The sequence below is a fragment of the Streptomyces sp. CNX435 genome, from assembly GCF_059570575.1.
This window is the reverse complement of the sequence record NZ_JCANTA010000032.1, coordinates 32,968-46,552: the sequence shown is the minus strand read 5'-3', so window position 1 is coordinate 46,552 and position 13,585 is coordinate 32,968. Positions and strand designations below refer to the sequence as shown.

Genomic DNA, 13,585 nt, shown 5'->3' with positions numbered 1-13,585 from the left:
GCCCGCCCGGGCACCCGTGCTGTGACTCACCCGTCAACACGAGGTCTCGCTCAGGCCCCCAGCGCCTCCGCCACCTTCGCCAGGTCCGCCGCCGACGCCAGCCCTCCGTGGTACAGGCGCAGTTCGTCCGCGCCCAGTTCCGCCGCGTGGGCGGCGTCCTCCGCGAGCGTCGCCGGGCTGCCGCCCATGCCGGAGACCACCGTGAGGTTCGCGGCCAGCGTCGTGTGCGGGCGGCGGTGCGGAACGCAGGGTTCCAGGGCGGCGGTGCGGGCCGCGGGGCCTCCGGTGCAGGGCAGCACCAGGCCGTCGGCGAACGTCAGCACCTCCGCCGGGTCCACCCCCGCGTTCGCGCCGCAGGCGTACGGCTCCGGGCTGGCGTGCAGCAGCACGCGGAACGCCGAGTCCGGCGCCTCCGCCCGTACCGCCGCGACCGCCTCGCGCTGCAGCCGGGTCGCCGCCGCGCGCCGCCAGCCCAGCACCGCCGCCGCCCGCTCGGCGCCCAGCAGCCCGGCGATCCGGGCCCAGGTCCCCGCCGACGCCGCCGCCTCCGCCGACGCCGCGTCCGCCGCCTGCGCCCCGTCCCAGTACGGCTCCAGCGCCGCCGTGACCGCCGCCCGCAGGTCCTCCGGTTCCGCGCCGTACGCCGCGTAGCCGTCGCGGCAGCGGTCGCAGAAGCACAGCGACATGAGCAACTGCCCCGCCGCGTCCAGCGCCACCCCGGCGATCTTGTCGTGCGCGTGCAGGTGCGCCAGCCCGTACCACCCGCAGGACTCCAGCTCGCACCCCCGCGCGCCCGGCCGGGTCGCGGCCTCCGCGGCGAGCCGGACGAGGTAGTCGCGCACCTCGGGGCGGCCGATGCACGGCGCCCACGGGTAGCGGTCGCCGTGCGCGTTGACCACCGACGTGTCCGGATGTTCGGCGCCCAGGCGGGAGTTGTGCGCGAGCACCACCCAGCTGTGCACCTCCACCCCCGCCCCGGCCAGCGCCTCCGCCGCCACGCCGAAGGGGTCGGCGGCGTCGACCCAGTCCTGGGCGTACGGGCGCAGCGCCTGCCCGGCCCACCTGCGCTCGTCCGGCGGGTAGAGCACGGCGGAGTGCCGGGCGGTGACGATGCGGTGGCGGGGGTGGCGCGGGGTCACGGCGCGGACGGAGTGGTACGCGGCGGCGAGCGTCACCAGCCGTACGCCCAACTCCTTGAGGCGGCCCGGCGCGGCGGGGTCGCCGATGACGTCCCACGGATACAGAAAGACCGAAGCACGAGGTGTCATCATCAGGGTGTACACATTTCTGCCCGGCGTCCATATTGGTGAACAGGCACGCTAGAGCCGCCCCGACGCACCGTCAAGACCGCGTCCCCGCCGCCCGACCCACGCGCCCGAACACCCCCGAACCACCGAGGAGCCACCCACGATGTCTACCCACCACCCCCCGCGCACCGTCCTGCTCACCGGCGCCGCCGGCGGCGTCGGCACCCTGATGCGCGGCCTGCTGCCCGCCCACGGCTACGAGCTGCGCCTGCTCGACCGCGTCGCCGTCGACCCCGGCCCCGAGCGGGTGTTCACCGCCGACCTCGCCGACTCCGCCGACAGCGAAGCGCTGCGCGAGGCGGTCCGCGGCGTCGACGCGGTCATCCACCTCGCCGGGATCTCGGTGGAGTCGACGTTCGAGAAGGTGCTGCGGGCCAACGTCGAGGGTACGTACCACCTCTACGAGGCCGTACGCGCCGAGGGCGTCCCGCGCGTCGTCTTCGCCTCCAGCAACCACGCCGTCGGCTACCACCCGCGCCCCCGCCACGCCCGCCGCGTCCCCGCCGGCGAGCTGATCGGCGTCGGCGCCGCGCACCGCCCGGACACGTTCTACGGCCTGTCCAAGTGCTTCGGCGAGGACCTGGCGCAGCTCTACTGGGACCGGCACGGCATCGAGACCGTCTCCGTCCGCATCGGCTCCTGCTTCCCCGAGCCGACCAGCGTGCGCATGCTCTCCCTCTGGCTCAGCCCGGCCGACGGCGCCCGGCTCTTCCACGCCGCGCTGACCGCCCCGGACGTCGGCCACACCGTCGTCTACGGCAGCTCCGCCAACACCCGCGTGTGGTGGGACCTCGGCACGGCGCGGGCACTCGGCTACGACCCGCAGGACGACTCCGAGCGTTACGCGGACAAGCTGCTCGCCGAGCTGGGGCCCGACGACCCGGACGCGCCGGACCAGGCGAACCTGGGCGGCCCGTTCTGCACCGACCCGCCCATCTGGCCGCACTGACACCGCCGTTCGCCGCCGCGACCGCCGCCGCCCGAAACCGCGCGCACCCCCTTGACGGCCCTCGCCCCCGGTTCTACGTTTCCGGCACGAATTCAGATTCATATCTCTTGTTCAGATACATGAATCGAGGTTCCGGTGCGGCTCGACGGCGTCCTCTTCTTCCCCATCACCCCCTTCGACGGCGGCGGTTCGGTGCCCGAGGACGTGCTCGCCGCCCACGTCGCCGACGGCGTCGCGCACGGCGCGGGCGCGGTCTTCGCCGCCTGCGGCACCGGCGAGTTCCACGCCCTCGACGGCGCCGAGCACCGCCGCGTGGTCCGTACCGCCGTGGCCGCCGCGGCCGGCCGGGTGCCGGTGCTCGCCGGCGCCGGCGGCCCGCTGCCGCACGCCGTCGCGTGCGCCCGGGCCGCCGCCGAGGCCGGGGCCGACGGGGTGCTGCTGATGCCGCCGTACCTGGTGGCCGCGCCGGAGGCGGGGCTCATCGCGTACGTGCGCGAGGTCGCCGCCGCGACCGGCCTGCCGCTGGTCGTCTACCAGCGCGACAACGCCCGCTTCACCCCCGCGGGCGCCGCCGAACTCGCCCGGATCCCCGCCGTCACGGGCTTCAAGGACGGTCTCGGCGACGTCGAGCTGATGCAGCGCATCATCCCCGCCGTGCACACCGTCCTCGGCGAACAGGGCGGGACGGCCGAGGACTTCACCTTCTTCAACGGCCTGCCCACCGCCGAGGTCTCGGTCCGGGCGTACGCGGCCGTGGGCGCCCGGCTGTACTCGTCCGCGGTCTTCTGCTTCGTCCCCGAGGTGGCGCTCGCCTTCAACCGCGCGCTCGCCGAGGGCGACGACGAGCGCGTACGGCGGCTGCTGAGCGGCTTCTACATTCCCCTCGTGCAGTTGCGCAACGAGGTCCCCGGGTATGCGGTGTCGCTGGTCAAGGCCGGCGTCCGGCTGCGCGGCCGGGATGTGGGCGGCGTACGGCCACCGCTGGTGGACCCGCACCCCAAGCACCTGGCGGAGCTGGAGCTGCTCGTCTCCGCGGGCCTGGAGATCGCCGGGGCGGCGCGATGACCCCGGCGCCGCGGATCCGCGAGATCACCGTCACCGACGACGGCCAGAACGTGATCACCCCCGGGGCCCTCACCTTCGCCGGCGGCGGCGCCGTACCCCTGCCGCCGGGGCCCGGCCCGGGCGTCGAGCTGGACCGCGACGCGCCGGCCGTACCGCACGAGCAGTACGAGCAGTACGAGACGCGCGGCGTTCGGCGCCGCGCCGACACCGCGTACCTGCGCCGCTTCCGCCCCGGCTGCTCCCCCGCGCGGGCCCGTTGGTGAGCGCAGCGCACGCGGCACGTGCACCACCCCCCACGTCCCCCAACACCCGACATGTGCAGGAGCCGCTATGGCCATCGCTGACTGGATCATGGTCGGTGCCTACTTCTGCGTGATGGTAGGCATCGGCTGGTGGTCGAAGAACCGCATCCACACCGTCAAGGACTTCTTCACCACCGGCGGCCGCATACCGTGGTGGCTGTCCGGCATCTCGCACCACATGTCCGGCTACAGCGCGGTAATGTTCGTCGCGTTCGCCGCCGTCGCCTACGACCACGGGCTGACGGTGTACGTGTGGTGGGCGCTGACCATCGGCCTCGGCATCGGGGTCGGCGCGTTCCTCTTCGCGCCCCGCTGGGCGCGGCTGCGGGCGAAGCACGACGTGGCCTCGCCGCTGGAGTACCTGGCGAAGCGGTACAACCTGCCGACCCAGCAGGTGCTGGCGTACAGCGGCGCGCTGCTGAAGGTCGTCGACATCGCGGCCAAGTGGGTGGCGATCTCCGTGCTGCTGCAGGGGTTCGCGGACGTGCCGCTGGAGTGGGGGATCCTCTTCACCGGCGTGGCCACCATGGCGTACATGGCGGTCGGCGGGCTGTGGGCGGACGTGCTCACGGACTTCAGCCAGTTCCTCATCCAACTGCTCGCGGGCGTCGTGATGTTCGTGGCGGTAATGGCGGAGCTGGGCGGCATCGACTCGCTGTGGACGATGTGGGACGACCTGCCGGACAGCCACCACGACCCGGTCACGGGGCCGGTGACGACAACGCTGGTGCTGGCGTTCCTGCTGGTGAAGACCTTCGAGTACAACGGCGGCATGTGGAACCTGGCGCAGCGCTACATGGCCGCGCCGTCCGGCTCCGCCGCGAAGCGCTCGGCGCTGCTGTCCAGCGGGCTGTGGCTGGTGTGGCCGTTCATCCTCTTCCTGCCGATGTTCGCCGCGCCGCTGATCGTGCCGGGGCTGGAGAACAGCGAGGAGTCGTACATCGAGCTGTCCAAGGAGCTGATGCCGGCCGGGCTGACGGGCCTGGTGCTGGCCGGGTTCTTCTGCCACACGATGGCGATGGTCGCCTCGGACTCCAACGTCATCTCGGCGGTCATCACCCGGGACATGGCGCCCGTGCTGGTGCCGCGGGTACGGCGGCTGACCGACCGGGCGCAGCTGACGTTCGCCCGGGTGACGACGGTGTCGTTCGTGTCGGTCAGCATGATCATCGCCATCGCGACCGGGGGTGAGGGCTTCGTCCTCGACGTGGTCGTGGACCTGGTGGCGGCGACCATGGGGCCGATCTCGATCCCGCTGATGCTGGGCATGCTGCCGTGGTTCCGGCGCTGCGGGCCGACGGCCGCGATCGTGTCGTGGGCCGGCGGCCTGGGGCTGTGGGCGGTGCTGCACTGGGGTCTGGACGACACCTCGCAGGCGGCGCTCGTGGGGCTGCCGCTGCTTACGTCGCTGACGCTGTACGTGGGCATCGGGCTGCTCCGGCCCGAGGGCGGGGCGGAGCAGGACGCGCTGATCGAGTCGCTGGGCTCGGACCCGGAGGGCCCGGCGGAGGGCGCGGAATCCGCGGCGGCGTCGAAGGACACGCGGCCGCCGGAGGCGACGGCGGACGTCGGCTCGCGCTGAGCGGTCTACCCGGGCGGCAACCCCCGTGTGCGGGGCGGGGGTTGCCGCCCGGGCACGCGGGGCGACGCACGGGGCGGAGCCGCGGTGGCGCGGTGGCGCTGCGGCTGGTGGCAGAGGCAACGCGGTACGTACACGCCGGTCGTACGCCGACGCGCCGCGCTCCGCCGCCCCGCCGGAGGCGGCCCGCTACGACACGTCCAGCACCAGCTTCCCGCGCGTACGCCCCGACTCGCTGCGCCGGAACGCCTCCGCCGCCTCCGCCAGCGGCAGCACCGCCGCCACGTGCACCGTCAGCTCCCCCGCCGCCACGAGCGCCGCCAGCAGCGCCAGCCCCTCGGCGTCCGGGCGTACCCACACGACCTGCCCGCCGAGCTTCTTCACGTCCCCGTCCGCGACCGACGCCGACCGCGCCGCGTCCTTCAGCACCTCGCGCGAGACGTGCACCGCCCCGCCCCCGGCGAAGTCCAGTGCCGCGTCCACCCCGTCCGGCGCGATCTCCCGCACCCGGCCGGCCAGGCCGTCGCCGTACGTCACGGGCTCGGCGCCCAGCGAGCGCAGGAACTCGTGGTTGCGCTCGCTCGCGGTGGCGATGACGCGCGCCCCGCGCCCGGCCGCCAGCTGCACGCCGAACGAGCCGACCCCGCCCGCGCCGCCGTGGATGAGCACCGTCTCGCCGCCCCCGAGGCCCACGCGGTCCATGGCGCGCAGCGCCGTGAGCCCGGCCAGCGGCAGCGCCGCGGCCTGCTGCCAGCTCAGCTCGGCGGGCTTGCGGGTGAGGGTCCGTACGGGCGCGGCGACGTACTCCGCGTACGTGCCGTGCCCGACCTCGTCGCGGCGCACGTACCCCAGCACCTCGTCGCCCACGGCGAACTCCGGGGTGTCCGCGCCCAGCTCCTCCACCACCCCGGCCGCGTCCCAGCCGGGGATGAGGGGAAAGTGGACGTGCATCATGGAATCGAGCCCGCCCGCCGCGACCTTCCAGTCGACGGGGTTGACCCCGGCCGCCTTCACCCGCACCAGCACCTGGTCGGGGCCCACCTTGGGCTTGGGCACCTCAAGGAGCCGCAGGTTGTCCGCTCCGCCGTAGCCGTCCGTGACGATCGCTTTCATGATCCCCTTCCAAGGTCGGTCCGAGGGGATTATTCCTCCGCGCGGGCCCGTAGAGTCGGTGACATGGCTGGAGAGGACGGGACCGTTCGGGTCGACAGCTGGATCTGGTCCGTACGGCTCACCAAGACCCGCTCCGCGGCGGCTGCCGCCTGCAAGGCGGGGCACGTCCGGGTCAACGGCGACCGGGTGAAGCCGGCGCAGGCGCTGCGGGTCGGCGACGAGGTGCGGGTGCGCCTGGCCGGGCGGGACCGGATCGTCGTGGTCAAGCGGCTGCTGCGCAAGCGGGTGGGCGCGCCGGTCGCCGTCGAGTGCTACGCCGACCACAGCCCGCCCCCGCCGCCGCGCGAGATGGCCGCCCCGGTCGCCCGCCGCGACCGCGGCACGGGCCGGCCGACGAAGCGGGACCGGCGCGAGATGGAGCGGCTGCGCGGCCGGGCGGAGGACCGGGGCGGGGTCGAGCCCTAGGATCTTCGGCGCCGGCGAACCCGACCGCAAACCGCGGCGCCCCCGCTCCCGTAGCCCTGTGACCCACGTCACGTGCACTTCCTGTCAGCAATCGGGCCGCTGCCCCGCTCAGTCATCGAGAGCGAGCAAACGACAGGAGCAGCCATGAAGCACCGCATCGTCGTCCTCGGCGCCGGCTACGCCGGGGCCTACACGGCCGGGAACCTGGCCCGCCGGCTGTCCCCGGCGGACACCGAGATCACCGTGGTCAACGCGGTGCCGGACTTCGTCCAGCGGCTGCGGCTGCACCGGCTCGCGGCCGGCGGGGAGATCGCCGCCCCACGGCTCGCCGACGTCTTCGCGGGCACGGGGATCAGGCTGCGCGTGGCCCGGGTCACGGCCGTCGCCCCGGAGAGCCGGATCGTCGCCGTAGCCGACGCCGACGGGGGCGGCGAGCTGGGCTACGACACGCTCGTCTACGCGCTCGGCAGCCGCGTCGCCGACCACGGCGTCCCCGGGGCGGCCGAGCACGCCTTCCACGTCACCGCCCGGCCCGCCGCGCTGCGCCTGCGCGAGCGCCTGGACCGTCTGGACGTGCGGGGCGGCGGGCGCGTGACGGTCGTCGGCGACGGGCTGACCGGCATCGAGACCGCCGCCGAGATCGCCGAGGCCCGGCCCCGCTTGTCGGTGACGCTGGTCGCCCGCGGCGAGCTGGGCGCCCGGCTCTCCGCCGGCGCCCGCGCCCACCTGCGCCGGGCCTGCGAACGGCTGGGCATCGACGTCCTGGAGCACACCTGCATGGAAGCCGTGGAGGCGACGCGGGTGCGGTGCGACGACGGCACCGCCCCGGCGTCCGACGCGACCGTGTGGGCGGCGGGGTTCGTAGTCGACCCGCTCGCCGCCGCCGCCGGGCTGGAGGTCACCGAGAACGGGCAGCTGGCCGTCGACCGCACCATGCGGTCGGTCTCGCACCCGGACGTCTACGCAGTCGGCGACAGCGTCTGCGCCATCGGCGACAACGGCAGGCAGCTGCCGATGTCCTGCGGCTCGGCCGGCTACACCGGCAGGCAGGCGATCGACGCCGTCGTGGGACGCCTGACCGGCCGCAGGATCGGCTACACCAAGCTGGTCTACACGTTCAACCACATCAGCCTCGGGCGGCGGGACGGGCTCCTGCAGTGGGTCGACGACGAGGCGCGGGCGAGGCCCCGGTACGTGGGCGGCCGGACGGCCGCACGGGTCAAGGCGGGCATCGTCTGGGGGTCGTTGTGGGCCACCGCGCACCCGGCCTACGGCCTGCCCAGGCTCAGGCGCCGCCTGGCCGCCGGGCCGGAGGGCGGGCCGGAGGCCGCGCCTGGTCCCTCGTGGGAGGTGTCCGACGGGACGACATCCGCCGCCTAGAGTCGTTCACGTGGACGGGACCGCCACCGATCGCTTCGACACCGCGCTGTTCGAGGCCAGCCGGAACCGGCTGGCCTCGCTGGCGTACCGGATGCTGGGCTCAGCCGCCGACGCCGAGGACGCCGTGCAGGATGCGTACCTGCGCTGGCAGGCCGCCGACCGGCGCCGGATCGAGGTGCCGGAAGCCTGGCTGACCAGGGTCGTCACCAACCTGTGCCTCGACCGGCTCCGCTCGGCACACGCCCGTCGCGAACGCACCGTCGGCGCCTGGCTGCCCGAACCTCTCCTGGACGGCGACCCGATGCTCGGCCCGGCCGACACGTTCGAGCAGCGCGAATCGGTGTCCCTGGCCGTGCTGACCCTCATGGAGCGACTGTCACCCGTCGAGCGGGCCGTCTATCTCCTGCGCGAGACGTTCTCCTACGGCCACGCGGAGATCGCCGGGATCCTCGGCATCACCGAATCCGCGAGCCAGCAGCACTTCCGCCGGGCCCGCCGCCGCATCACCGCCGCGCGGCGCCGCGGCGGCGAGGTCGATCCGGCGTCCGCCCGCAGGATCGTCGAGGAGTTCTTCACCGCCGCCGCCTCGGGCCGTACGGAACGGCTGGTGGCCCTGCTCACCGACGACGCGACCGCGATCTCCGACGGCGCCGGCCTGACGAGGACGATGTTGCGGTACGACACCCCGCCGCGCATCGCCGCGATCGCCCGGACCGGCTTCACCTCCACACGCGTGAAACAGCAGTTCGCCGGCGACACGCCCGCCGTCCACTACGCGCTCCTCAACGGCGCCCCCGCCCTCGTCTTCGTGGTCGGCGACGAGGTCGTCGGCGCCGTGACGTTCGACCTCGCCGGCGGAAAGATCGCGCTGGTGCGCGGCATCGCCGCCCCCGTCCGCCTCACCCGTCTGGCCGATGCCTGGCGGCGGCACGAACCGGGCCCGCCGGTCGTCGCGAAGTGGTGACGCGGGCCGACCGCCGCGTACCTGCGGGAACATCGAACACGGCCTCGCGGGTTCACCCCGCATGACCGACGTGCTGCGCTACACCGCCTTCACCACCGACCCCGCCGGCGGAAACCGGGCCGGGGTCGTCCTCGACGCCGCCGGCCTGACCGACGAGCGGATGGCCGCCATCGCGGCCGAGGTGGGCTACTCCGAGACCGCCTTCCTCACCCCCGGCCCGGCGGACGAGGCCGGCGCCGGGCGGTCGTTCACCGCCCGCTACTTCAGCCCCGCCGCCGAGGTCCCCTTCTGCGGCCACGCCACCGTCGCGACCGCCGTCGCGCTCGCCGAGCGGCTCGGCCCCGGCGGCTTCGCCCTGCACACCCCGCCCGGCCGGGTGCCGGTCGCGGTGGCCGAGGCGGACGGCGTGCTGAAGGCGACGCTCAGCAGCGTCGAGCCGTCCGTCCGCGAGGCCGCGGACGCCGACGTCGCGGAAGCCCTGGCCGCCCTGCGCTGGCCCGCCGCCGACCTCGACCCCGCCCTCCCCCCGCGCATCGCCTTCGCCGGCGCGCACCACCTCGTCCTCGCCGCCGCCACCCGCGCCCGTCTCGCCGACCTCGACTACGACTTCGAGCGGCTGCGCGCGCTCATGGAGCGGCTGGACCTCACCACCGTCCAGCTCGTCTGGCGCGAGTCCCCCGACGTCTTCCACGTGCGCGACCCGTTCCCGGTCGGCGGCGTCGTGGAGGACGCGGCCACCGGTGCGGCGGCGGCTGCCTTCGGCGCGTACGCCCGCGAACTCGGCCTCGCCGCCGCGAGCGCCCGGCTCACCCTCCACCAGGGGCACGACATGGGCCGCCCCTCGCTGCTGGAGGTCGAGCTGCGCGCGGACGACCCCCGGGTCCACGTCACGGGCGCGGCGGTACGCCTCTGAGGGGCCACCGTCTCATGTGACACGTGTCACATCGAGGATTTCTTCCGCTCCGGTGTCGAAATCCGTCCCGCCCGCTCGACGCACGGGTGAGAGGCGCCCAAGGGGGCGCCGGACGTTGTTTCCGACAAGGAGCACATCCCATGGCTACCGACATCGCGACCCGGGCCGGGCGGCGGGAGTGGATCGGGCTCGCGGTGCTCGCGCTGCCCGTTCTGCTCATCTCCATCGACGTCTTCGTCCTGCTGCTCGCCCTCCCGCACCTCAGCGCCGACCTGGGCGCGAGCAGCTCCGAGCAGCTGTGGATCATGGACATCTACGGCTTCATGCTCTCCGGCTTCCTCGTCACGATGGGCACCCTCGGCGACCGCATCGGCCGCCGCCGGCTGCTGCTCACCGGCGCGGCGGCGTTCAGCGTCGCCTCGGTGGTCGCCGCGTACTCCACCGGCCCGGAGATGCTGATCGCCTCCCGGGCGCTGCTCGGCATCGCGGGGGCGACGCTGGCGCCGTCGACGCTGGCGCTGATCACCAACATGTTCAGGGACCCCCGGCAGCGGTCGGCGGCCATCGGCATCTGGTTCATGTGCTTCATGGGCGGCGCGGCGATCGGCCCGCTGGTCGGCGGGGCGATGCTGGAGCACTTCTGGTGGGGCTCGGCGTTCCTGCTCGGGGTGCCCGCGATGGTGCTGCTGCTGGTCCTGGGCCCGATCGTGCTGCCCGAGTACCGCGACACCGGGGCCGGCAGGCTGGACCTGGCCAGCGTGGGCCTGTCGCTGGCGGCGGTGCTGCCGCTGGTGTACGCGCTGAAGGAGCTGGCGAAGGACGGCTGGGCGCCGGTGCCGCTGGCCGCGCTCGCGGCGGGCGGGGCGTTCGGGACGGTCTTCGTACGCCGCCAGCAGCGGCTGGAGCACCCGCTGATGGACCTGCGGCTGTTCCGCAACCGGGCCTTCTGCACCGCGCTCGGCGGGATGTTCGCCGGCACGTTCCTGATGGGCGCACTGATGCTGTTCATCACGCAGTACCTGCAGCTGGTGCAGGGGCTCACCCCGCTCAAGGCGGGCCTGTGGATGCTGCCCGCGGTGGCGGCCTCGGGCATCAGCTTCGGTTTCGCCCCCGTCGCGGCCCGATCGGTCCGCCCGGCCCGGCTGATCGGCGGCGGGCTGTGCGTCTCGGTCGCCGGCCTGCTGCTGCTCGTGCTCGCCGACGCCGACGGCGGGCTGCCGTACGTCGTCACCGGGTTCGCGCTCATCAACCTGGGGGCGGGGCCGCTGGTGACGCTCGGCACCGACCTGGTCGTCAGCTCCGCGCCGCCGGAGAAGGCCGGCTCGGCGGCGGCGCTGAACGAGACCAGCGGCGAGTTCGGCTACGCGCTGGGCATCGCGGCCCTCGGCAGCATCGGCGCGCTCGTCTACCGCGGCCGGATGGAGGACGCCGTCCCGGCGGGCACCCCGGGCCCCGCGGCGGACAGCGCCCGCGAGGGCATCACCGGCGCGGCGACGGCGGCGGCGGACCTGCCGGCCCGGGCGGGGGACGCGCTGCTGGCGCCGGCGCGGGAGGCGTACGTCGGCGGGATGCACGTGGCGGCGGTGATCGCGGCGGTGCTGCTGGCGGGGGTGGCGGTCCTGGCGGTCCGTCTCCTGAAACACGTCCCGCCCACGGGCAAGGCACCGCAGGAGCCAGCGGACGAGCAGGGGGCCGAGCCGGCGAACGAGCCGGTGTCAGTGGACGCCACCGCGACCGCGACCGACGGGAACACGTCACTCACGCCGGGGCCGGTACGCGGCTGACCCGGCCCCGGCACACGTAACCGGTCGAACCACCCCCGGGGTGGGCGGTCCCACCGCCCGCCCCGGACCGCTGTCCGCACCCGGATCACCGCCGCCCGGCGCGCCGCCCGCACCCCAGCCACCCGCACCTCAGCCACCCGACCGCCGGGCCGCCTCGCGCAGCGCCATCCGCGCCGCGACCGCGCCGCCGTTCAACGTCTCCCAGAACGGGTGGATCGATATCTCGATGGACAGCTCGCGGAACCTCTTGCGCAGCACCGTCTCCTGCCGGTCCAGCTCCGGCGTCCAACCGCTGTCCGCCCGGTGCTCGACGCCCGCACTGTCCGTATACGGGCGCAGTGGGAACTCCTCCAACCGCTGCGCGACGGCGAACCACTCCCGCTTCGCCCGCAGCAACTCCTCCGGAAACTCGTAGTCGCTCACCCTCGCTATCATACGTGTGTTCGATTTCGAGAAGCGAGCATCGACGCGCAACCGGGGTGCATAGGATCGCCGCATGGCGCTGCGACCCGTCCAGGTGAACATCAAGGCCCTCGACGCCCCGGCGGTCGGCCGGTTCTGGGCGGAGGCGCTCGGCTGGCGCGCCTACGCGCCCGGCGCGACCGTCTACGTCGGCCCCGCCGGCGGTCTCGTCTGGCCGGACCCGGCCGTCCTCGGCATCGACGTCGTCCCCGTCCCGGAACCCAAGACCCCGACGAAGAACCGCGTGCACCTCGACCTGGCCACCACCTCCGCGGCCCACCAGGCGGAGCTGGTCGCCCGCCTCCGTGCGCTCGGCGCGACGCCCGCCGACGTGGGCCAGGGCGCGGTGCCGTGGACGGTCCTCGCCGACCCCGAGGGCAACGAGTTCTGCGTGCTGGAGCCGCGGGAGGTCTACCGGGACGCCGGGCCGGTCGCCGCGGTCGTGGTCGACTGCGCGGACCCCCGCGCCATGGCCCGGTTCTGGGGCGGGGCGACGGACTGGACGGTGCACGAGGCGACCGCCGCCCAGGCGTCGCTGCGCTCCCCCGCGGGCACGGGCCCGTACCTCGAATTCCTCCGCGTCCCCGGCGCGAAGACCGTCCCGGACCGCGTCCACCTCGACCTGCTGCCGTACCCCGGCGACGACCAGGCGGCGGAGGTCGCCCGGCTGCGCGCCCTCGGCGCGACGGACCTCGACCTCGGCCAGGGCGACGTCCCGTGGACGTGCCTGACCGACCCGGACGCCCACGAGTTCTGCGTCCTGGCCCCGCCGTGACGCGGCAGGGCAAGACACCGGCCGGAGGCGCGCCGGAAGGGACGGAGCCTCGCGCCCGCTGTCCGTCGCCGCGGACGAGCCCCAAAAGGCTGGATTCGGCCTGGCCAAGCTCGCTTGACACCTTCACGCTCGAAGCCATCAACCTTCAAGGCATCACCCTTCGAGCGTGAGGGAAGTGCATGAGCCAGGACTGGAAGGCGGATCCGGCCGCGGGCTTCGCCCGCCGCCCCGGGAAGTCCCCCAAGGAACTCGACGTCTCCTCCGCGCCGGACCACTGCCCGGACATGTGGCTTCTGGACAACGGCGACGTGGCGGTCATCGGGCAGGACCTGACCGAGGCATACCGCCGGCGCCTGCCCGACGACGTCAGGCTGGCCCCCGGGGAACGCCTCGTCGTCATCCCCGGCGTCACCCTCCGGTCGGCGAAGCAGGGCATACCCGACGCATGACACGTGAACGTCGGGTGCGTCGACCAGGCGCGCCGGCCGAGGGGCACGTGCCGACGTGAACTCCCCGGCAGGACAGGC

The 13,585-nt window shown here is 74.4% G+C and carries 14 protein-coding genes; 11 read left to right on the top strand and 3 right to left on the bottom strand.

All coding sequences use genetic code 11. The features are described from left to right. Positions 1–50: 50 nt before the first annotated feature. Positions 51–1,271 (bottom strand): hypothetical protein, encoded by a 1,221-nt coding sequence (locus T328_RS33035; protein ID WP_496499932.1) that lies wholly within the window; start codon positions 1,269–1,271, stop codon positions 51–53. Positions 1,272–1,410: 139 nt separating this feature from the next. Between T328_RS33035 and T328_RS33030 the strand changes: the two genes are divergently transcribed. From T328_RS33030 to T328_RS33015, 4 genes are all read left to right on the top strand, one after another. Further along, positions 1,411–2,256 carry an NAD-dependent epimerase/dehydratase family protein gene (locus tag T328_RS33030; protein ID WP_496499931.1) on the top strand — a complete coding sequence of 282 codons (846 nt, stop codon included), beginning with the start codon at positions 1,411–1,413 and terminating at the stop codon, positions 2,254–2,256. A 135-nt stretch (positions 2,257–2,391) separates the two neighbouring features. Further along, a complete protein-coding gene (locus tag T328_RS33025; RefSeq protein ID WP_496499930.1) occupies positions 2,392–3,321 on the top strand; it encodes a 5-dehydro-4-deoxyglucarate dehydratase in 930 nt (309 codons plus the stop codon). After that, positions 3,318–3,584 carry a hypothetical protein gene (locus tag T328_RS33020; protein WP_496499929.1) on the top strand — a complete coding sequence of 89 codons (267 nt, stop codon included), beginning with the start codon at positions 3,318–3,320 and terminating at the stop codon, positions 3,582–3,584. The genes T328_RS33025 and T328_RS33020 overlap by 4 nt, the downstream gene beginning before the upstream one ends. Before the next feature lie 67 nt (positions 3,585–3,651). Next, on the top strand, positions 3,652–5,205 hold the full coding sequence (locus T328_RS33015) for a sodium:solute symporter family protein (RefSeq protein ID WP_496499928.1): 1,554 nt from the start codon (positions 3,652–3,654) through the stop codon (positions 5,203–5,205). A 186-nt stretch (positions 5,206–5,391) separates the two neighbouring features. On the opposite strand, the gene T328_RS33010 is transcribed toward T328_RS33015, so the two are convergent. Beyond that, positions 5,392–6,315 (bottom strand): NADP-dependent oxidoreductase, encoded by a 924-nt coding sequence (locus tag T328_RS33010; protein WP_496499927.1) that lies wholly within the window; start codon positions 6,313–6,315, stop codon positions 5,392–5,394. A 63-nt stretch (positions 6,316–6,378) separates the two neighbouring features. On the opposite strand from T328_RS33010, the gene T328_RS33005 reads away from it, so the two are divergent. The 5 genes from T328_RS33005 to T328_RS32985 all read left to right on the top strand — a co-directional run bounded on the left by T328_RS33005 (position 6,379) and on the right by T328_RS32985 (position 11,821). Further along, positions 6,379–6,780 carry an RNA-binding S4 domain-containing protein gene (locus T328_RS33005; RefSeq protein ID WP_496499926.1) on the top strand — a complete coding sequence of 134 codons (402 nt, stop codon included), beginning with the start codon at positions 6,379–6,381 and terminating at the stop codon, positions 6,778–6,780. 144 nt (positions 6,781–6,924) lie between these two features. Then, on the top strand, positions 6,925–8,160 hold the full coding sequence (locus T328_RS33000; protein ID WP_496499925.1) for an NAD(P)/FAD-dependent oxidoreductase: 1,236 nt from the start codon (positions 6,925–6,927) through the stop codon (positions 8,158–8,160). 10 nt (positions 8,161–8,170) lie between these two features. After that, positions 8,171–9,124, top strand: a complete 954-nt coding sequence (locus tag T328_RS32995) for a sigma-70 family RNA polymerase sigma factor (protein WP_496499924.1) — start codon at positions 8,171–8,173, stop codon at positions 9,122–9,124. A 61-nt stretch (positions 9,125–9,185) separates the two neighbouring features. Next, positions 9,186–10,037, top strand: a complete 852-nt coding sequence (locus tag T328_RS32990; RefSeq protein ID WP_496499923.1) for a PhzF family phenazine biosynthesis isomerase — start codon at positions 9,186–9,188, stop codon at positions 10,035–10,037. 140 nt (positions 10,038–10,177) lie between these two features. Then, complete coding sequence (locus T328_RS32985; protein ID WP_496499922.1) at positions 10,178–11,821, top strand: MFS transporter; 1,644 nt, start codon at positions 10,178–10,180, stop codon at positions 11,819–11,821. A 129-nt stretch (positions 11,822–11,950) separates the two neighbouring features. Here T328_RS32985 and T328_RS32980 read toward each other — a convergent pair whose 3' ends face one another. Further along, positions 11,951–12,244, bottom strand: coding sequence for a DUF8825 domain-containing protein (locus T328_RS32980; protein ID WP_496499921.1), 294 nt, complete (start codon positions 12,242–12,244; stop codon positions 11,951–11,953). A 73-nt stretch (positions 12,245–12,317) separates the two neighbouring features. Between T328_RS32980 and T328_RS32975 the strand changes: the two genes are divergently transcribed. Next, positions 12,318–13,058, top strand: coding sequence for a VOC family protein (locus tag T328_RS32975; protein ID WP_496499920.1), 741 nt, complete (start codon positions 12,318–12,320; stop codon positions 13,056–13,058). 179 nt (positions 13,059–13,237) lie between these two features. Continuing rightward, positions 13,238–13,507, top strand: coding sequence for a hypothetical protein (locus tag T328_RS32970; protein ID WP_496499919.1), 270 nt, complete (start codon positions 13,238–13,240; stop codon positions 13,505–13,507). Positions 13,508–13,585: the final 78 nt, after the last annotated feature.